An 18,876-nucleotide genomic window follows, 5' to 3' on the forward strand; every position below is an offset into this window, starting at 1 on the left:
TCCCCCGCAAGGGGGGAGATCAGCAGCTTTGCCCACGGCGCTCCCCYTGCAACGCCGGCGATTGGCGAAACCAACGGCAACGTCCAATCTCCCCCCTTGCGGGGGAGATGGCCGGCAGGCCAGAGGGGGGTGGGACGGAGTGCCGTACATCGGCTAGATTTTTCCCGCAAACTTATCCGTCGCCCGGATCAGCCGGTCCAAAATCCCGGGCTCCGAATAGGCATGGCCGGCGCCCTCGATGAGGTGGAAATCCGCCCTGGGCCAGGCCTTGTGCAGCGCCCAGGCGTAGCGCGCCGGGCATGGCATGTCGTAGCGGCCGTGGACGATGGTGCCGGGAATGTCCTTCAGCTTCCAGGCATCGCGCAGCAGCTGACCTTCCTCCAGCCAGCCGGCATGGACGAAATAGTGGTTCTCGATGCGGGCAAAGGCCAACGCATAGTCGTCCTGCGCGAACGGATCGCTGGTCTCAGGCTCCGGCAGGAGCGTGATCGTCTCGCCTTCCCAGATGCTCCAGGCTCGCGCCGCCTCGATCTGCGCCTTGCGGTCGGAGCCAACCAGCCGCTTGCGGTAGGCGGCCATCATGTCGCCGCGCTCGGCCTCGGGAATCGGCGCCTGGAAGCGCTCCCATTTGTCGGGGAACATCTCCGAGACGCCGAACTGGTAATACCATTCGAGCTCGGCGCGGGTACCGCGCACGACGAGCTCGCTGACGCGCTCGGGATGCGTCTCGGAATAGGCGAGCGCCAGCGTCGAGCCCCAGGAGCCGCCGAAGACAAGCCATTTGTCGAAGCCGCACATCTCGCGCAGCCGCTCGATGTCGGCGACGAGGTGCCAGGTGGTGTTGGCTTCGAGCGAGGCGTTCGGCGTCGACTTGCCGCAGCCGCGCTGATCGAACAGGATCACGTCGTAGAGTTTCGGGTCGAACAGCCGCCGGTGTTTCGGCGAGATGGTGCCGCCCGGGCCGCCATGGAGGAACACAGCCGGCTTGGCGYCCTTGGTGCCGCAGCGTTCCCAATAGATGGTGTGGCCGTCGCCGACCTCGAGCATGCCGGTCTCGAACGGCTCGATCTCGGGATAGTGYGTGCGCGAGGAACTGCTGTGGATCGTCATAGTTTCAAGCCCTGCTGCGGCCAATTGGCCGTCTCGTGGTCGGGGTGCTGGAAGGAGATGATCTGCTCCTGCCTTGCGTAATAGTCGGGGTCGTCGTGGATCGGCGCCTCGAAGATCTTTTCGACCCAGGGCAGCCGGAAGGCGTAGTTGACCTGGATCTGCGGCGCGAGGTCCGAACGGTCGTCGAAGGCGCCTATGGCGATCTCCAGCCCGCCGGGCTGGCGGTAGGTCAGCGGCGTGCCGCAGCGGGCGCAGAAGCCGCGATCGATATTGACCGAGGACTGGAAGTAGCTCGGCTCCTCATGGGTCCATTCGACGCCGTCCTTCGGCACCGTCACCAGCGCGCCGAAGAAATTGCCGAATTGCTTTTGGCACATCCGGCAGTGGCAGATGGACGGGCGCCCAAGCTTGCCGTGGATACGGAAGCGCACTGCGCCGCACTGGCATCCCCCGGTTCGAATTTCATCGGTCATGGTTTTTCCTCCGGCGGCCATTGGTCGGTGTCGTGGTCTGGATGCTGATAGGAGACAAGCTCTGCGAGATAAGGCGYCGACGAGACATCGCCCATCGTCTCCTCTGACGGCAGTTTCGCAATGCCGTCGACATAGGGAAGCTTCGCCTCGACGCCCCACTGGATGGTGGGCGCGATGGCGGCCGGATCGTCGAAGGCGGCGATCGCCAATGCCACGCCGTCCGGCGCCTCGAAGGTCAGCGGCGTGCCGCACTCGGCGCAGAAGCCACGCTTGACGGCGCTGGACGAGCGGAAGCGTTTCGGCTCGCCGCGCGTCCATGCGAGCCTGGCGCCGCGGACCGAGACCAGCGGCAGATAGAAATTGCCGCTCGCCTTCTGGCACATGCGGCAATGGCAGACGGACGCGTCGCCCAGCGCCCCCTCGACGCGGAAACGCACCGCGCCGCACTGGCAGCCGCCCGTATAGACCGGCCGGTTGTCGAGGCTCATGGTTCGCTCCAATTCACGGGCTCACTCCGGATCATGGCAGACCGCCTCGACATTGTGGCCGTCGGGATCGAAGACGAAGGCGCCGTAATAGTTTGGGTGATAATGCGGGCGCAGACCCGGCCCGCCATTGTCCTTGCCGCCGGCGGCAAGCGCCGCGGCATGGAACGCGTTCACCTCGGCGCGGCTGCGCGCTGTGAAGGCGACATGCTGGTGGTCCTTCGGCTTCTCCTTGCCTTCATGCAGCCAGAACACCGGCCGGTCGCGGCCGTAGCCGCCGACCTTGGCGCCGCCTGTGTATTCTTGCGGCACCACATAGAGCAGCGAAGCCCCCAGCGGTGCCATCGCCTTGTCGTAGAAGGCCTTGGACTTTTCGAAATCGGAAACGCTGATGCCGAGATGGTCGATCATGGAACGAGCTCCTGCGTTGCTGTTTCCGGCACCTCGGGGACGGCCAAGCCGGCCGCAATCACGATGTGCTGGCAGATATTGTCGATATCGCGGATCACGTCATGGTTCCAGAAGCGCAGGATGGTCCAGCCGCTGGCGCTTAGGTAAGCACTTCTTGCCTCGTCACGCTGAGAGTGTTCCGCATCGGCATGCTGGCTGCCATCGACCTCGACGATGATGCGATGACCCGAGCACGCAAAGTCAACAATATAGGGCCCTATCGGCACCTGCCGCCGAAAGCTCATGCCCATCAGTCGGTGAGCACGCAACTCGTTCCAAAGCTTCAGTTCGGCATCGGTCATCGCGCGCCGCATGGATTTGGCGTTCTTGCGCTGACGAGATGGAACGAGGTCGTGTCCCATGGCTACGCGACGCCAAGCTGGAGGTTAGCGAAACCGCGAGGGACAGCCCATCTCCCCCCTTGCGGGGGAGATGTCCGGCAGGACAGAGGGGGGTGCTGTCCCTCCAACGTATCAACGGAAGATCGCTGAGCTTTCAGGACATGCTCATTGCCGGCAAGGGCGTCCGCGAAGGTCGGCGTTCCTTCACACCCCCCTCTGCCCTGCCGGGCATCTCCCCCGCAAGGGGGGAGATCAGCCGGCACCGGCGCCTTCGCCAATCGCCTAAGACCCCTCACCGCTTGATCTCCCATGTCGTCACGCGCTGGCCGGTGGCGGGGTCCTTGCCGTCCTTGAGCTGCACGCCCTGGGCCAGGAGCTCCTCGCGCACGCGGTCGGCCTCGGCCCAGTTCTTCGCCGCGATCAGCGCCAGGCGGTCGGCGATCGCCTTGGCGATCGCGGCCTCGTCCACCGCGGCCGCGCCGACGTCGAAGCCGAGGAAGGCGAGCGCTGCTTTCAAAGAGGCCGCCGCGGCGTTCTCGCCGTCGCCGCCGAATTCGGCCGCCTCGCCGGCGAGCTGGGTCAGCCGCTGGAAGGCGGCGTAGTTGGCGAGATCATCCGACAGCGCTTCCACAACGTCGCCCGGCAATTGCTGCGCGGCGGTCGGAGCAAGGTCCGCCGCACGCTTCCATTTGCGCAGCGTGTTCTCGGCCTCCTCCAGCTTGCGCACGGAAAAGTCGATCGGCTCGCGGTAATGCGTCATCAGCATCGCCAACCGCAGCACCTCGCCCGGCCAGTTGCGGCCGCCGAAGGTCTTCGCCTCCAGCAGTTCATGGATCGAATAAAAATTGCCGAGGCTCTTCGACATCTTCTGGCCCTCGACCTGCAGGAAGCCGTTGTGCATCCACACATTGGCCATGACCTTGGTGCCGTGGGCGCAGCGCGACTGCGCGATCTCGTTCTCGTGGTGCGGGAAGATCAGGTCGAGGCCGCCACCATGAATGTCGAAGACCTCGCCGAGATAGGCGGCCGACATTGCCGAGCATTCGATATGCCAGCCCGGCCGGCCCCTGCCCCACGGGCTTTCCCAGCCCGGCTCTTCCGGCGTCGAAAGTTTCCACAGTACGAAGTCGCCAGCGTTCCTCTTGTGCGCATCGACGGCGATGCGGGCGCCCGCCTGCTGCTCGTCGAGATTGCGTTTCGAAAGCTCGCCATAGTCCGGCATCGAGGCGGTGTCGAACAGCACCTCGCCGCCGGCGACATAGGCATGGCCGCGCTCGATCAGTTGCCCGATCAGCGACAGCATGTCTGCCTTGCCGTCGGCGCGCGGCGCGACGAATTCGGTGGCGCGCGGCTCGAAAGTCGGCTCCAGGCAGCCAAGGGCCTTGACGTCCTTGTKATACTGGTCGGCGGTCTTTTCGGTGACCTYCCTTATGGCGTCGTTCAGCGTGAGCTTTCCGGCCGCGATCTCGTCGCCGAAATCGCGGAGCGCCCTCGCGTTGATCTTGTCGTCCACATCCGTGATGTTGCGCACATAGGTGACGTGCGTTTCGCCGTAGATGTGGCGCAGCAAACGGAACAGCACGTCGAAGACGATCGCCGGCCGCGCATTGCCGATATGGGCAAAGTCGTAGACGGTCGGGCCGCAGACATACATGCGCACATTTTTCGGGTCGATCGGAACGAAACGCTGCTTCGTCCGCGTTAGCGTGTTGTAGAGGCTGAGACCCTTCGATGCGTCAGACATGCATGCCTTCCCGGTTGGTTACTCGCAAAGCCCCGCCTTGCGCCAAGCGCAATGCGGACACCAGCCTGCTGGCCGGGGCGTTTGTCCAATCTGGGGGAAGATAAGGCGAAAACGTCCGGACCAGCGCGAGGCTAGCCAATAATGCAAATGCCACAAATGGCGAAAGACGTTTTCATGGGCGGCTTTATCGCGCCGGCCGGTGTTGCCGTCAAGTCGCCGCAGTCAGGAAAGGGGTCGCTGGATCACAGGTAAAGACAGGCCGAAACATATTATTAAGCATCTCGGCACAGAGATGAAACATTCTCGGGGTAGACCGCGGGATGTCACGATTTGGTCGGAATCGGCCATCAAACGCAGACACGTTACCAGGGAAGAGAAAAATGCCTCGAAGCAAGCAAGAACAGAGCCGACAGGCACAACCGGCCCTCACCAGCCACTACCGAGCGATCGGCCCGGCGGCCATCGTCGCAGCCCTTCTTCACACGGCGAAGAAGAAGAAGCCGGCGCAGAAGATCGTTTCGCCGCGCGCCGCCTGAACGGCACGACCGGCGCAAATCGCCGGCGATAAGGGTGCCGTGCGCACCTCTTAGTCGAGCGTGATCTTGACCGAAAACCGGTTCCCACTTTTCGGGATCATGCTTAGAACAGGGTCATCTGGTCTTCGTTCGCGCCGGGCTTCCGGCCCCTGACCTTCTCGGCCTGCTGCCCGACGATGCCCCGCTGCTGAATCTCCGGCCCGGTGTTGGCGACCTTGTTGACAAGGTCGGAGACCGGAATTGCCTCGAAGAAATCGGGCTCGGCGGGCTTGAGCAGGTCGAGCACGTCGCGCGGCTCCTGCGTGCGRCAATCCAGCCAGCGGGCGAAGTCGCGCTCGTCGATCACCACGGGCATGCGGTCGTGAATATGGGCGATGCCGGCATTGGCGCGCGTGGTAAGGATCGCGCCGGTGTCCATCTCTGAGCCGCCCGGCTCGGCATAGGTCTCGACAAGGCCAGCAAAGGCGATCACCCCGCCGTGCCGCGGCCGGATCCAGTAAGGCTGGCCCTTGGCGCTGCCCGACTGCTGCCATTCATAGAAGCCGGAAGCCGGCACCAAGGCGCGGCGGTGGCGCATCGCGGTTTTGAACGAGGCCTTTTCCAGCACTCCTTCGGAGCGCGCGTTGAAGAGCAGCGGAAATTCCCGGGTGTCCTTGGCCCAGGCCGGGATCAGGCCCCAGCGCACCAGCATCGCCTGGCGGTCCGGCAGATTGGAGCCGGGCGCCCGCGGCGGGCCGGCCAACGCCATCAGCACCGGCTGCGTCGGTGCGATGTTGTAGCGGGCCGGAAACGCTTCCAGCTCCGCCAGGCCGAGAAAAGCGGCGGTCTGGTGCGGCGTGGCTGTCAGGGCAAAACGTCCGGCCATGAACTCGGCTCGTCACTTTGGAGCAGGACGACTTTTCTTCGAATCGTCATCCCGCTTTATCTTCTTTGTTTGAGCATGATCTTTYCCAGAAGCGAAGGTCAGCGAAGCAAAAACCGGCGCACAGTTTTCGGGATCATGCCCTGGGATTTTCCCAAAGTGGCGATGGAACCGTGCTCATGCAACCGGTAAGGCCGAACCTGGCCAGGCGTCCACAACAGGCTATTAGATATGGAAGCACGCAAGGTCGTTCCCGCCGTCTCCGTCGCAGTCTTGCGCGGCAGCACGGTGCTGCTGGTGAAGCGCGCGCGGCCGCCCTCGCAAGGGCTCTATGCCTATCCCGGCGGCAAGGTCGAGCCGGGCGAAACGCGGGTACAAGCCGCGGCGCGCGAGCTTGCGGAGGAAACCGGGCTCGCGGCGAAGGATTACCGTCCCCTGCGCGACATCCATATCGACGGCAGCAGCGAGAATCACGCGGTCGACTATCTGCTGACGGTCTTCGGCGCGGCCTATGCCGGCGGYGAGCCGGTGGCCAGCGACGATGCCGAGACGGCAGCCTTCTATACGCTGGCGGAAATGGCGGAGATGCCGCTGGCCGATGCGGTGCTTGAGGTCGCAAGAGAGTTGCTTGGCGATTCACATCGGTAGCCTCGACAGCGCAACGCTATGACTTCCAGGCGTCTGCGCTGCCCCTCACCTGCCYGCCGGCAGTGAGGGGCGGCGCGAACCTCGACAGGTTGGCCGCAACGAGGGAAGCGCATTCGTTCGCGGGCAATGCCGACAGCCTTCCAAAATCGGGTTGCGGGCGACGAATTGTTTGGTCACATAAAGTCTATGACCCGCGCCTCACCCCTCCTCGCCGCATGCCTCGCCGTCAGCATGGCGGTCGCGGCACGGCCGGCGCTCGCCACCGAGGCCCCGTTCGAGCCCGGGCTGATGCGACTCGCCGAGGTGCTGGGCTCGCTGCATTTCCTGCGCAATCTCTGCGGCGAGAAAGGCGATCAGTGGCGGGTCGAGATGGAAAAGCTGCTCGAATCRGAGAATCCCGATCCGCAGCGGCGCGCCCGCTTCATCGCCTCCTTCAACCGCGGCTACCGCTCCTTCAGCGGCACCTACACGCAATGCACRCCTTCGGCCACCGAGGCCATCGCCCGCTACATGAAGGAAGGCGAGACGCTGTCACGTGACATCGCTTCGCGCTACGGGAATTGAGTATCCGTGCCGGTCGCGGCCATCGGCCCGCCGCGGACACCTTGTGGGAACCGACACTCAATCGTGGACAGCTTCTTGTTTCCGAGGGCGCCCTGGTGCAGTCTGATGTTGCACTTGTGCAACTAGGTTAATGAAACGTTTGTGCACAAATGTCGAATTAACTCAAACTGAAGGTTTAGATGCCGCAAGTTGGTCTAATCGGCTAAGCTCGAATGCGGATTGAACGCAGCCTGGCCCGAAAAGACGGCTTTTGTAGATGGCGACCGTAAAAATGTCGTATTTACAAACACTTATTCGAGGCTGCGAGTGAACTGGCAGGTCGAGCCCGACCCATCGTTGGATCGCCGCTTGCAAAGGGTGGACATCGCAATGGAACATGGTGTCAGCGACATCGACGCGTTGGTCAGGGAAGAAAAGCGTCTGACCGCCGTGGAAAGCCACAGCGAAGCCTGGGCGGAAGGGTTGTCGGCCGGCATCGAGCCCGAAATCATCGCCGAGGCCGCCCTCGAAACCGCCTTCGGCGAGATGCTGCGCGCCAATGGCGAGACTTCGGCGCTCGACCTGCTCGACCRCATGCGGGAAAAGGTGATCTCAGGCGCCTTCGAACCGGAGCGGCTCAAACACTAGCCCGACCCGCTTGGCAACCTTTGACGGYGACGAGCCGCTTGGCATCGTGCCCGCGCCTTGACCGAGCGAGCCCGGGAACCATGGAGAGGCAAGGCGTGAGATTTTCGATGTCAGGCCGCCCACGCGGGCTGATCCTCAGCATTTGGATTGCCGCTTCCTGCTGTGCCGTTGCGCTGGCGATCTACCTTGCCAGCACCCCCGCCTACGCACTGAGCGAGATCCAGCGCGAGGATTTGCCTTCGCCGGTCACACAGCCCGCAGGTGACGACACGGCCGCGCCGGGTACCATGGTGCCGATGCCGGACCCGATCGGCACGAAACCCTCCGAGGACAACCGGCCGACCGACGACACGGACAAGAGTGAGCCTCAGGCGCCGACCGGCAGCGGCGGCATCACCAGCCCGCACGCCGATCCCGATCAACCGCCGCCGCCGGTCGTCTACGACCTCGGCCCGCTGCCGGAGCCGGTCAAGCGCATGCACGGCCTGATCATCGAGGCCTGCAAGAGCGGCGACATTGAAAAGCTGAGGCCGCTGATCGGCTCAGGCGATTCCATGACGCAGCTTTCGCTCGGCGACATCGACGGCGACCCGATCACCTTCCTCAAGGGCCTGTCCGGCGACAGCGACGGCCAGGAGATCCTGGCCATATTGGAAGAGGTGCTCAGCGCCGGCTATGTCCATGTCGACACAGGCACGCCGCAGGAGCTCTATGTCTGGCCGTATTTCTTCGCTCTCCCGCTCGACAAGCTCGAGCCCAGGCAGCGCGTCGAGTTGTTCAAGCTCGTCACGGCGAGCGACTATGACGACATGAAGCAATTCGGCGCCTACATCTTCTACCGCGTCGGCATCACGCCCACCGGCCAGTGGCTGTTTTTTGTCGCGGGGGATTGAAGCAGCAGGCGGCAGGTCCGCAAGCTCGCCGGGGTAACGAAGGTCTGGAGGACAGAGGGGGGCGCGAAGGATCGCTACATGACATGTTCTGAGCGCCGCCAAACCGCCAGCGCCTCGGCAAACTCCACCGCCCTGCCCTGACCGGGCGTGACGATCTCGCCTTCCCACATCACCCTGTTGCCGCGCACGATGGTGCCTACCGGCCAGCCGGTGACCTCCTTAGCGTCATAGGGCGTCCAGCCGGCCYTCGAGCCTGCCTGCGCGTTGGTGATTGTCTCGCGCCGCTTCAGGTCGACAACGGTGAAGTCGGCGTCATAGCCGGCGGCGATGCGGCCCTTCCTCGCCATGCCGAAGATGCGCTGCGGGCCGTGGCTGGAGAGGTCGACGAAGCGCTGCAGCGTCAGCCGGCCGGCGTTGACATGGTCGAGCATAATCGGCACCAGCGTCTGCACGCCAGTCATGCCCGACGGCGAAGCGGGATAGGGCTTTGYCTTCTCGGCCAGCGTATGCGGCGCGTGGTCGGAGCCGAGCACGTCGACGATGCCTTGCGAAATGCCGTGCCAGACGCCGTCGCGGTGGCGTGACGCGCGCACCGGCGGGTTCATCTGGATCAGCGTGCCCAGCCGCGCATAGTCGTCTGCTGTCAGCGTCAGATGATGTGGCGTCGCCTCACAGGTCGCGACATCCTTGTGCTGTTCGAGGAAGGTGATCTCCTCGGCCGTCGAGATGTGAAGCACATGGATGCGCGCGCGGGTTTGTCTGGCGATGCGAACCAGGCGCTCGGTGCACCGCAGCGCAGCGATTTCGTCGCGCCAGACCGGATGGGACACAGGATCGCCCTCGACGCGGAGCCCAAGCCGTTCGCGCAGCCGGAACTCGTCCTCCGAATGGAAGGCGGCGCGGCGCCGCGTATTCCTCAGGATGGAAGCGACGCCTTCATCGTCCTCGACCAAGAGGTCGCCGGTCGACGAGCCCATGAACACCTTGATGCCGGCGGCCCCCGGCAGCCGCTCGAGCTCGCCGACGTCGGATGCATTGTCGCGCGTGCCGCCGACCCAGAAGGCGAAGTCGCAATGCATGCGGCCTGTGGCACGCCGCACCTTATCGGCGAGCGCCGCTTCGCTGGTGGTCAGCGGATTGGTGTTGGGCATTTCGAAGACGGCTGTGACGCCGCCCAGCACCGCTGCGCGCGAACCGGTCTCCAGATCTTCCTTGTGCTCCAGGCCCGGCTCGCGAAAATGYACCTGGCTGTCGACGACGCCCGGCAGGATGTGCAGGCCGCGGCAGTCGATGGTCTCGCCGGCCGATGCCTGGCCGAGATCGCCTATGGCCGCGATGCGCCCTGCCCGCACGCCGACATCGCGCTGGCCCTCGCCATCATGGTTGACCACCGTGCCGCCTGTCAGGATGAGGTCGAAGGTGCTTGCCATGGCAGGTCCAATCTCTTGCGGGGGGAGTGTGGCCGGCTTACGTAATGACCATCATTTTTGCAAGATCAGGCCGACTTCACGCTCATGCCCTTTGCCCTGTTGAAAGACCGCGCGCTCATTTCCGTGTCGGGCCCGGATGCCGAGCATTTTTTGCAGAACATCCTCACTCCCGACCTCGATGCGCTCGGCGCCGGCGAAGCAAAGCCAGGCGCGCTGCTTTCGCCGCAAGGCAAGATCCTGTTCGATTTTCTCATCTCGCGCGCCGGCGAGAACGGCTTCCGGCTGGAATGCCGAGCCGACATCGCGGACGATTTTGTGCGCCGGCTGACGCTTTACCGGCTAAGGGCAAAGGCTGAGATTGCCAAGCAGGATCAGGCACTTGTCACGGTTGCGTGGGACGATGATTCAACCGCCTCACCTTCTGATTCAACGGTGCTCGCCGACACCCGGTTCCGCGACGTATCTGTCAGGCGCACCTATGGCGGCGGCGCACGGGACGGCGGCGACGCCGACGCATGGCAGTCCCTGCGCATCGCCAACGGGGTTGCGGAGAGCGGTTCCGACTACCAGCTCGGCGACGCCTTCCCGCACGACGTCCTGCTCGACGAGGCCGGCGGCGTCGGCTTCAAGAAGGGCTGCTATGTCGGGCAGGAAGTGGTCTCGCGCATGCAGCATCGCGGCACCGCGAGACGCCGCGTCCTGATCGCTTCGGCCGGRAGCCCCCTGCCCGCCCCCGCCACCGAACTCACTGTCGCCGGCCGGCCGGTCGGGGCGCTCGGCTCGGTCAGCGGCAAAACCGGCCTCGCCATCGCCCGCATCGACCGTGTCAAGGCAGCGCTCGATGCTGGTGAGAAGATCATGGCCGATGACATCCCAGTGACGCTTGCCATCCCTGCCTGGGCGAAGTTCTCCTTCCCGCAGGACGCTGCCAGCGCGGAGGATGCCTGATGGCGGCCGATCGGGCGGGTGCGCCGCCGCGCGCCTGGCAACGCATGCTCTCCGGGAGGCGACTCGATCTGCTCGACCCGTCGCCGCTCGACATCGAGATCGCCGACATCGCGCATGGGCTTGCCCGTGTTGCCCGCTGGAACGGCCAGACCAGCGGCGAGCACGCCTTTTCCGTTGCGCAGCATTCACTGCTGGTCGAGGCGCTTTACGGCGAGCTAGTGCCGGCCGCTTCCGCCGAGGCGCGGCTCGCCGCGCTGCTGCACGATGCGCCGGAATATGTCATCGGCGACATGATCTCGCCGTTCAAGTCGGTGATGGGCGGCTCCTACAAGGAGTGCGAACTGAAGCTGCAGCGCGCCATCCATCTGCGCTTTTCGCTGCCGGCGGAACTCAGCCCAGGCCTGCTCAAGGACATCAAGCGCGCCGACCAGATCGCAGCCTATTACGAGGCGACCCTGCTTGCCGGCTTCTCGACGGCGGAGGCGACCGAGTATTTCGGCCGGCCGCGCGGCTTCTCCGCCGACCGTTTCGACTTCACGCCGCGTTCGGTCACCTGGGCGCAGGCGGCGTTTCTGAAGCGTTTCACGGCGCTCGAATCGAAACGGCAGACTGTTCCTGCCGCCAACTCAACCGTGTAAAAGAACGTTAAATTAACCRGCGGCCCTGACAGTATTGCGTTCGCTCTAAGGTCCGCAGGCGTGCTCATGCCCGTCGCTCATGTCAAGACTGGTTCGGCCGCAGGCAAGCGGAAGGCGGCCGGCATTGGCCCGGCGCGGCGGATAGCGAAGGAACTCCACGAGCAGAACGAGCGCTTTGYAGCCGCCGTCGAGAACATGTCGCATGGCCTGTGCATGTTCGATGCCGAAGAGCGGATGATCATATGCAACCGCAACTACATCGACATCTTCCGCCTCGACGCCAAGCTGATGATGCCCGGCATCCGCTTCTTCGACATCCTGCAGCACAGCGTCGATATCGGCATCGCCTCGCAAAGCGCCGAGGAGCTCTATGCCATTCGCAAGCCCTATATCGACGGTGCGAAGCCTTCGACCTATGAGGAGACGCTGTCGGACGGCCGCGTCATCGTCATCTCGCACCGGCCGCTGGCTTCCGGCGGCTGGGTGTCGATCTATGAGGATGTGACGGAGCATCGGCGCGCCGAGGAGGAGCTAAAAGAGCAGCACCGCCGCTTCGATGCCGCGTTAGCCAACATGTCGCAAGGCCTGCTGATGTACAGTGCCGACGGCCGGCTGATCGTGCGCAACCAGCGCTTTCTTGAGTTGTGCCCCGCAAGGCCGGCGGATTTCCCGCTCGGCATAACGTACCGCCAGATGCTGGAAAGGCTGGTCCGTCTCCGCATTTATGCGCCGATCGACGTCGATGCCGCAGTCGCCAGGACAGAGGCAAGCCTCGAGGCGGGCGAAGCACGCTCGACCTATCGCGCGCTTGTCGACGGCCGCACACTCCTCGTGTCGCGCCGGCCGCTCGCGGGCGGYGGCTGGGTGGCGACCTTCGAGGATGTTACCGAACGCCGTCGCGCCGAGGAGCGTATGGCGCATCTTGCACATCACGACACGCTGACCAACCTGCCCAACCGTTCGAAGTTCCGCGAGCGGCTCGACCAGGTCCTGAGCGAGCCCAACGTCGCGCCGCTGGCGATCTTCTGGCTCGACCTCGATCGCTTCAAGGCCGTCAACGACACGTTCGGTCATCCGGCCGGCGACTGGCTGCTCAAATGCGTCGCCGAGCGCCTGCAGCACTGTCTGCGCAGCGATAAGGACGTTGTGGCGCGTTTCGGCGGCGACGAATTCGCCATTATCCAACCCAACATCTCGGCAGCCACCGACGCCGAAAGGCTGGCAAGACGCATCGTCGAGGTGATCGGAAAGCCCTATCGCGACAAGGGCCGGGAGATGCATGTCGGGGTGAGCCTGGGCATCGCGCTCTACCCCGGCGACGGACAGGATGCCGACACGCTGCTCACCAACGCCGACATGGCGCTCTATCGGGGAAAGAGCGAAGGCCGCAACGTCTACCGCTTCTTCGAGCCGGGCATGGACGCCACGGTGCGGGAGCGCCGTGCGCTCGAAGCCGACCTCGAAGCGGCACTCCCCCGGCGCGAGTTCGAACTGGATTTTCAGCCGATCCTCGACATCGCCTCCGGCGACATCGTCGGTGCTGAGGCGCTGATGCGCTGGCGCTCGCCCTCGCGCGGGCTGGTGTCGCCGGAAGACTTCATCGCGGCGGCCGAGGAGACCGGACTGATCATGCAGCTCGGTGACTGGGCGCTGCGCAAGGCCTGCAGCGTGGCGGCGAGTTGGCCGCAGGACGCTCGCATGGCGGTTAATGTCTCGCCGGCCCAGATCAAGAGCGGCGGCTTCGCCCGCGGCGTGATCTCGGCGCTCGCCTCCTCCGGGCTTCCGGCCAGCAGGCTTGAACTCGAAATCACTGAAACGGTGCTGATGGATGAGAGCGAGACGGTGTTGAGGACGCTCAGCCAGTTGCGCGGGCTCGGCGTTCGCATCGCGCTCGACGATTTCGGCACCGGCTATTCGTCGCTCGGCTATCTCCGGCGCTTCCCGGTCGACAAGATCAAGATCGACCGTTCCTTCATCCGCGACCTCGACCAACGCGACACGGCGGCGATCGTGCGCACCGTCATCGGGCTTGGCGCCGAACTCGGCATCATCGTCACTGCCGAAGGTGTCGAGACCGAAGCGCAGCTCGACATGCTACGCAAAGCCGGCTGCGGCGAGGCGCAAGGTTTTCTGATCGGCGTRCCAGCCAAGGCGTCCGAGATAAGCCGGTTGCTGCGCTCGCAGGAAAAACTGCGCCAGTCCGGCTGACGCCAGGCGCGCCTGTCAGTGCRGCGTCTCGATGTATTTCTCGTGGAAGCTCACATAGCCGGGCTCGACGACCTTGAGATGCCGCTCGATCAGCCGATGGAATGCCGGCAACTGGTGGAACGGCACGCCAGGATAGGCGTGGTGCTCGGCATGGTAGGGCATGTTCCAGGCAAGCTTGCGCACGACCCAGTTGGTGAGCGTCGTCCTGGAGTTTTCCAGCATGTTGGCGACGAAGGGGCAGCGGCCATGCTCAGCCAGCAGGTAAAGCCTCAGGAAGGGCTGGCCGAGCAGCGCCGGCACGATCCAGACATAGATGAGCACTGTTGCCTTGAACCAGAGAGCGAGCGCCAGCACGACGACGTAGCAGGCGATCATCGCCCGCGCCTCGGCGCGCACTTTCGGCAAGCCCTTCGGCGGCACGTAGCTGTCGCGGCAGCGGCCGGTGGCGTTGGTGTAGAGCGTCTTGAAATGGCTCCGCCACACCGGCAGGCCGGAGACGTGGATAATGTACTGCCGCAAGGTCTCGGGCTTCGGGAAGGCCAGTTCCGGATCGTTCTCCGGATCCTGCGTGAAACGGTGATGGGCGAAGTGGAAGTAGCGGAACCAGTCGGCGGGCAGCGCGATCGCCAGGCTGCACAGCCGCGCGACCGCATCGTTCAGCCACTGCGTTTCAAACGCCGTCCTATGCACGGTTTCATGCAGCAGCGTGAACAGGAACACGATCAGGATGCCCTGCGGCAGCATCAGCAGCGGCCAGAAAGGCACCTCGACCGCGGTCAGCGTGCCGATGACGATGATGGCGCCGAGGTGGATGGYGAACTGGACAAGGCCCGGCCAATCCGACTTGCCGGTCAGCCGGCTGCGCTCGTCATTCGTCAGCGATGCGATGACATCGCGATGGTCGACGGTTTCGTTGCGGTCGATTGCGTTCATGGGACCAAGCTACACCAGCAAGAAACCTTTCGAAAAACGAGGAATTCTGCAAAATAGATAAGCTTACCTTATCTTTGTGGTCATCATGGTCGCACTTCCCTCCCTGCGCGGACTTCAAGCCTTCGAGGCCGCGGCGCGCACCGGCAGCTTCGCCGCGGCCGCGGAAGAGCTTTCGGTCTCCGCGGCCRCCGTCAGCCAGCTTATCCGCACCGTCGAGGAGCAGATGGGCCGAAAGCTGTTCCATCGCGTCAACCGGCGCGTCGTGCTCACCGAAGCCGGCGTTGAGATGCTGCCAAGGCTCACCATGGCCTTCCAGGAGATCGGCAGCGTGGCGCGGGATGCCGGCGCCGATGCGTTCCGGCCAAGKCTCGTCGTCTCGGTGCCGCCATCGATGGCGATGGGCTGGGTGTCGGAGCGTCTTGCGGGCTTTGTCGCGAGCCATGGYGCCGCGGACATTTCGCTCCGAGGCGACGACGACCCGGTGCCGTTCGACCGCGAACTGATCGACATCCGGCTGTCCTACGGCCCGCATTATCGCGAGCACCCGACCGAGGACGTCGTCCGCGATGCCGTCTATCCCGTCTGCGCGCCCGGCCTTGCACGCGCGATCAAGACCGAAAACCTTGGCGGCCTGCCGCTGATCCACACCGATTGGGGACCGACCGGCGCCTCCTTTCCGTCCTGGCGCAACTGGTTCGAGGCTGCACGCGTCGAGCCGGGTCGGGCCGCGCAGCGCGGCCTTTCGGCCAACTCGTCGCGGGCGGCGCTCGATCTCGCCATTTCGGGGCTCGGCGTCGCTTTGGCGCAGGGCATTTATTGCGCCCAGGCGCTGGAAGACRGCAGGCTGGTCCGCCCTGTCGCCCGCGCGCTGGAACTGCGCCAGCCATACTGCCTGACGATCCCCGAACGCAGCGCAAGGCGCGATGTCGTGGCCGCGTTCCGCGAATGGCTGATCGATGAATGCCGGCGTGCGGTCAGGTCTCCGGCGCTGATTGCCCCCTCGCCGGGCGGCTCGCGATGACGGGCGCTGTCAGAGGTGCCCCGCCAGCGCCGCGACCATGTCCTTGCTGGTGGCAACGGGAACGATCTCGAACTCCACCAGATCAGCCCATTCGATAACCCAGCGCTGCAGCAGCGTGACGTCGTCGGCCTCGACAAGGAGGAAGCAGCGGCTCATATCCCCGGCGATCCAGCTGTGGTGCACGATGAGCTGGTCGGGCTTCAGCCGGCCCCGATCGCGGAAGCGGCGGTAGATCTCCTTGCGGTCGCAGCCGCGAAAATCCTCGATCACAAAAAACAGCATCCTTGCCCCCCAATTCCTTTCGCAAATGCGAGCAGCTAGCGTTCCAGGCGCTCCAGGAACCACTGCGTCAGCCGCACCCAGACCTCATCCTTCTCGCCGGAATCCTCCCAGCCATGGTCGAGATTGGGATTGTCGTTGACCTCGATGACGAAGACGCCGTCCTTCGTCTCCTTGAGGTCGACGCCGTAGAGCCCGTCGCCGATGCACTTTGCCGCCCTTACCGCCGTCTCCACGACATGCGGCGGCGTCTGCTTCAGCGTGAAGGTCTTGATGCCGCCCTGGTCCGGCTTGCCGTTGGCCTTGTGGTTGACGATCTGCCAGTGCTTCTTGGCCATCAGATAGTGGACGGCAAACAGCGGCTGGCCGCCGAGCACGCCGACGCGCCAGTCATATTCGGTCGGGATGAATTTCTGCGCGATGAGGAGGTCGGAATCCTCCAGCCATTCTGTCGCGAGCCTGGTCAGCTCGGCAAGGTTCTCGCATTTCTTGACGCCGCGCGAGAACGACGAATCCGGGATCTTCAGCACCAGCGGGAAGCCCAGCGTCTGCGCCGCCAGTTCCAAGTCTGAAGGGCCGGCAATCATCACCGTCGGCGGCACCGGCACCTTGTTGTAGGTCATCAGCTCGTTGAGATAGACCTTGTTGGTGCAGCGGATCATCGACAGCGGATCGTCGATCACCGGCATGCCTTCCTGCTGGGCGCGGCGCGCGAAGCGGTAGGTGTGGTTTGAGATCGAGGTGGTCTCGCGGATGAACAGCGCGTCGTAGTTGGCGAGCTTGGCCAGATCCTTCCTGGTGATGGGCTCGACCTCGACGCCCATCTTCTCGGCGATTCTTGCCCAATAGCGCAGCGAGGAAATCTCCGATGGCGGCAATTCCTCATGCGGGTCGACGAGCGTCGCGAAAGTGTAGCGCGCGGGCGTCCGGCCCTTGGTGTCGCGCCATTCGCGGTTGGTGTAGGTCTGCAGGCATTGCAGGAAGAGTTTTTCTTCTTCCTCGGTCATGCGGGCGAGCGGCAGGAAGCCGATCTTGCGGATGGAGGCCCACTCGGCGGCGTCCTTGATGTGGACCTCCAGCGCCGGGGCGCGAAACCAGTCGAACAACAGCTTGGCAAACCGGTCCCAGACTTTCGACGGGCCGATGCCGAAAAAGACGGCGACCTTCGACGGGAAGCTTCCGCCGAGATCCTTGCGGCATTTGTTGAGTGCGAGCTCGAGCTCCGGCAGCGCGCTCTCGTAGAGCTTGCGCTCCGACAGGTCGATCATGGTCTCGACCGTCGGGATCACCTTGTGGCCGCGCGATCCGGCGAGCAGCGAGGCATAATAGCCGCGGCTCTGGTAGCCGTAATTGTTGGACAGGTTGATCACCTTCGGGCGCTGGCCGCGAAAGAGCGCCGGATGCGCGAGATAATCGCGGTTGGTGATGATCTTGTGCGGCGTCGCCACCTGGTCGAGGTCGCTCTGCCTGCCTGTGAGGATGACCCAGGTCATTGTTTCAGCGTTTTCCCAGAGTGATGGCGGCGCGCAGCCCGTCGCGGCCGAACTGAGCCATGTTCATGAAGATGCCGTAAGGCACGGGAATGTTGGCGGCATCGAGGATCGTCTCCTGGCTTTCATCCTCGACCCAGGGATCGTGGATCAGGATGTGGTCGCCGTCGTCTCCGATGGCGAGCACCCAGTGTGGCACCTTCTTGCCGAACATCAGGAAGCCGCTGACCAGCACCAGCACCAGCTTGTCCTCGGCAAGGGCGGCGCGGATGTCGTCGATGCCGAACGGACGGTAATTCACCGGAATGCCGTAAAGCTCGGCGCGGTGGCGGAAGTCGACCTGGGCGAGCTCCATCACCCGACGCTTCTCCGCGCTCCTCACCGACTGCAGGAACAGCGCTCCGTGAAAGGACACGAAGATCTCCGCGGCAAGCCCGCTTTCATAGCCTGCAACTGCCAGCCCGAATGGCTCGCAGCCGCCCGGCCCCGACATCATGAACACCGTCGTCGCCTCGCGCCACAGGCGGATTTCCATGACCGGGTCGGGCACGAAGCCGCGGTCGAAATTGGCCATCGCCATCATCAGGCAGCACGGGCCGCAGGTGAACTCGCAGGTCTGCTGGTAGAACGGCACCTTGGTGGTGATCGGCATATCGCCGCGCAGCGTCTTTTCGTAGCGCAGCGCCGTGGCGCCGTCCTCGTAATAGTCGGGCTCGCGGCCGATCCTGCGATAACCGGCCTGCTCGTAGATGCGGATGGCGCGGTGATTGTCCTCGCGGACCTCCAGCCTCAGCATCATGCGGTCGTGCTCATACGCCGCCTCCTCGGCGGCGGCCAGGAGCTGGCGTCCAATGCCGAGGCGGCCGAAGAACGGGCCGACAGCGATGGAGTAGAGCCGGGCCACGCCGCTGCCCTTGCGAAACAGCACCACGGCGTAACCGGCGACATGACGGTCATTCTCGGCCACCAGCATCTCGGCGGTCTCGCGCTCGATGAATTGACGGAAGGAGCGGCGGGAAAGCCGGTCACCCGAGAAGACAGCCTTCTCTATGGCGGCGAGGTCATCGACGTCAGACGCGCGGGCCTTGCGGAGTTCGGCAGGCATGCGGGCTTGGGAGACCCTCGGATTGGGTTTAAGGAATGGCCCCGGTCAAAAAGCAACACCGGCCGAAGCGCCAGCATATATTACGCGCAAT

21 protein-coding genes are annotated in these 18,876 nt (G+C 64.4%); 9 read left to right on the top strand and 12 right to left on the bottom strand.

What is annotated here, in order from left to right:
* Positions 1 to 153 precede the first annotated feature (153 nt).
* The 6 genes from pip to cysS all read right to left on the bottom strand — a co-directional run bounded on the left by pip (position 154) and on the right by cysS (position 4,603).
* Complete coding sequence (gene pip / locus ORS3428_RS19615; protein ID WP_071099935.1) at positions 154 to 1,110, bottom strand: prolyl aminopeptidase; 957 nt, start codon at positions 1,108 to 1,110, stop codon at positions 154 to 156.
* Positions 1,107 to 1,583: a GFA family protein gene (locus tag ORS3428_RS19620; protein ID WP_108723100.1), complete on the bottom strand. Its 477-nt coding sequence runs from the start codon at positions 1,581 to 1,583 to the stop codon at positions 1,107 to 1,109. The genes pip and ORS3428_RS19620 overlap by 4 nt, the downstream gene beginning before the upstream one ends.
* Positions 1,580 to 2,071 carry a GFA family protein gene (locus ORS3428_RS19625; RefSeq protein WP_071099937.1) on the bottom strand — a complete coding sequence of 164 codons (492 nt, stop codon included), beginning with the start codon at positions 2,069 to 2,071 and terminating at the stop codon, positions 1,580 to 1,582. Before ORS3428_RS19625 ends, ORS3428_RS19620 begins: the two co-directional genes overlap by 4 nt.
* Before the next feature lie 21 nt (positions 2,072 to 2,092).
* Positions 2,093 to 2,479, bottom strand: a complete 387-nt coding sequence (locus tag ORS3428_RS19630) for a VOC family protein (RefSeq protein WP_071099938.1) — start codon at positions 2,477 to 2,479, stop codon at positions 2,093 to 2,095.
* Positions 2,476 to 2,880 (bottom strand): endonuclease domain-containing protein, encoded by a 405-nt coding sequence (locus ORS3428_RS19635; protein ID WP_071099939.1) that lies wholly within the window; start codon positions 2,878 to 2,880, stop codon positions 2,476 to 2,478. Before ORS3428_RS19635 ends, ORS3428_RS19630 begins: the two co-directional genes overlap by 4 nt.
* A gap of 271 nt (positions 2,881 to 3,151) precedes the next feature.
* Positions 3,152 to 4,603 (bottom strand): cysteine--tRNA ligase, encoded by a 1,452-nt coding sequence (gene cysS / locus ORS3428_RS19640; protein WP_071099940.1) that lies wholly within the window; start codon positions 4,601 to 4,603, stop codon positions 3,152 to 3,154.
* 380 nt (positions 4,604 to 4,983) lie between these two features.
* On the opposite strand from cysS, the gene ORS3428_RS32575 reads away from it, so the two are divergent.
* Entirely contained in the window at positions 4,984 to 5,139 is a 156-nt protein-coding gene (locus ORS3428_RS32575; protein ID WP_108723101.1) for a hypothetical protein, read from the top strand.
* A 103-nt stretch (positions 5,140 to 5,242) separates the two neighbouring features.
* On the opposite strand, the gene ORS3428_RS19645 is transcribed toward ORS3428_RS32575, so the two are convergent.
* Positions 5,243 to 6,004 carry an SOS response-associated peptidase gene (locus tag ORS3428_RS19645; RefSeq protein WP_071099941.1) on the bottom strand — a complete coding sequence of 254 codons (762 nt, stop codon included), beginning with the start codon at positions 6,002 to 6,004 and terminating at the stop codon, positions 5,243 to 5,245.
* Between the two features lie 228 nt (positions 6,005 to 6,232).
* Between ORS3428_RS19645 and ORS3428_RS19650 the strand changes: the two genes are divergently transcribed.
* The 4 genes from ORS3428_RS19650 (at position 6,233) to ORS3428_RS19665 (ending at position 8,733) form a co-directional block, all read left to right on the top strand.
* Entirely contained in the window at positions 6,233 to 6,649 is a 417-nt protein-coding gene (locus tag ORS3428_RS19650) for an NUDIX hydrolase (RefSeq protein WP_071099942.1), read from the top strand.
* A gap of 186 nt (positions 6,650 to 6,835) precedes the next feature.
* Positions 6,836 to 7,213: a TIGR02301 family protein gene (locus tag ORS3428_RS19655; RefSeq protein ID WP_071099943.1), complete on the top strand. Its 378-nt coding sequence runs from the start codon at positions 6,836 to 6,838 to the stop codon at positions 7,211 to 7,213.
* 369 nt (positions 7,214 to 7,582) lie between these two features.
* Positions 7,583 to 7,840: a hypothetical protein gene (locus tag ORS3428_RS19660; protein WP_071099944.1), complete on the top strand. Its 258-nt coding sequence runs from the start codon at positions 7,583 to 7,585 to the stop codon at positions 7,838 to 7,840.
* Positions 7,841 to 7,935: 95 nt separating this feature from the next.
* Positions 7,936 to 8,733, top strand: coding sequence for a hypothetical protein (locus ORS3428_RS19665; protein WP_071100257.1), 798 nt, complete (start codon positions 7,936 to 7,938; stop codon positions 8,731 to 8,733).
* 74 nt (positions 8,734 to 8,807) lie between these two features.
* Here the strand turns inward: ORS3428_RS19665 and ORS3428_RS19670 are convergent, their stop codons facing one another.
* A complete protein-coding gene (locus tag ORS3428_RS19670) occupies positions 8,808 to 10,163 on the bottom strand; it encodes a dihydroorotase (RefSeq protein ID WP_071099945.1) in 1,356 nt (451 codons plus the stop codon).
* An 84-nt stretch (positions 10,164 to 10,247) separates the two neighbouring features.
* Here ORS3428_RS19670 and ygfZ point away from each other — a divergent pair, with 84 nt between their 5' ends.
* From ygfZ to ORS3428_RS19685, 3 genes are all read left to right on the top strand, one after another.
* A complete protein-coding gene (gene ygfZ, locus ORS3428_RS19675; protein ID WP_071099946.1) occupies positions 10,248 to 11,111 on the top strand; it encodes a CAF17-like 4Fe-4S cluster assembly/insertion protein YgfZ in 864 nt (287 codons plus the stop codon).
* A complete protein-coding gene (locus tag ORS3428_RS19680; protein ID WP_071099947.1) occupies positions 11,111 to 11,749 on the top strand; it encodes a YfbR-like 5'-deoxynucleotidase in 639 nt (212 codons plus the stop codon). Before ygfZ ends, ORS3428_RS19680 begins: the two co-directional genes overlap by 1 nt.
* Positions 11,750 to 11,815: 66 nt before the next feature.
* On the top strand, positions 11,816 to 13,957 hold the full coding sequence (locus ORS3428_RS19685; protein ID WP_071099948.1) for a putative bifunctional diguanylate cyclase/phosphodiesterase: 2,142 nt from the start codon (positions 11,816 to 11,818) through the stop codon (positions 13,955 to 13,957).
* Between the two features lie 15 nt (positions 13,958 to 13,972).
* Here the strand turns inward: ORS3428_RS19685 and ORS3428_RS19690 are convergent, their stop codons facing one another.
* Positions 13,973 to 14,890, bottom strand: coding sequence for a fatty acid desaturase family protein (locus tag ORS3428_RS19690; protein WP_071099949.1), 918 nt, complete (start codon positions 14,888 to 14,890; stop codon positions 13,973 to 13,975).
* Between the two features lie 85 nt (positions 14,891 to 14,975).
* Between ORS3428_RS19690 and ORS3428_RS19695 the strand changes: the two genes are divergently transcribed.
* Positions 14,976 to 15,911: a LysR substrate-binding domain-containing protein gene (locus ORS3428_RS19695; protein ID WP_071100258.1), complete on the top strand. Its 936-nt coding sequence runs from the start codon at positions 14,976 to 14,978 to the stop codon at positions 15,909 to 15,911.
* Positions 15,912 to 15,920: 9 nt separating this feature from the next.
* Here ORS3428_RS19695 and ORS3428_RS19700 read toward each other — a convergent pair whose 3' ends face one another.
* From ORS3428_RS19700 to ORS3428_RS19710, 3 genes are read right to left on the bottom strand one after another with little or no spacing between them, the layout of a single operon-like run.
* Positions 15,921 to 16,193 carry a DUF3303 domain-containing protein gene (locus tag ORS3428_RS19700; RefSeq protein WP_071099950.1) on the bottom strand — a complete coding sequence of 91 codons (273 nt, stop codon included), beginning with the start codon at positions 16,191 to 16,193 and terminating at the stop codon, positions 15,921 to 15,923.
* Positions 16,194 to 16,228: 35 nt separating this feature from the next.
* Positions 16,229 to 17,683 carry a RimK family protein gene (locus tag ORS3428_RS19705; protein ID WP_071099951.1) on the bottom strand — a complete coding sequence of 485 codons (1,455 nt, stop codon included), beginning with the start codon at positions 17,681 to 17,683 and terminating at the stop codon, positions 16,229 to 16,231.
* Positions 17,684 to 17,687: 4 nt separating this feature from the next.
* Positions 17,688 to 18,785 (bottom strand): peptidase C39 family protein, encoded by a 1,098-nt coding sequence (locus tag ORS3428_RS19710; RefSeq protein ID WP_071099952.1) that lies wholly within the window; start codon positions 18,783 to 18,785, stop codon positions 17,688 to 17,690.
* Positions 18,786 to 18,876: the final 91 nt, after the last annotated feature.

The organism is Mesorhizobium sp. ORS 3428, from assembly GCF_001854785.1.
Lineage (GTDB): Bacteria > Pseudomonadota > Alphaproteobacteria > Rhizobiales > Rhizobiaceae > Mesorhizobium.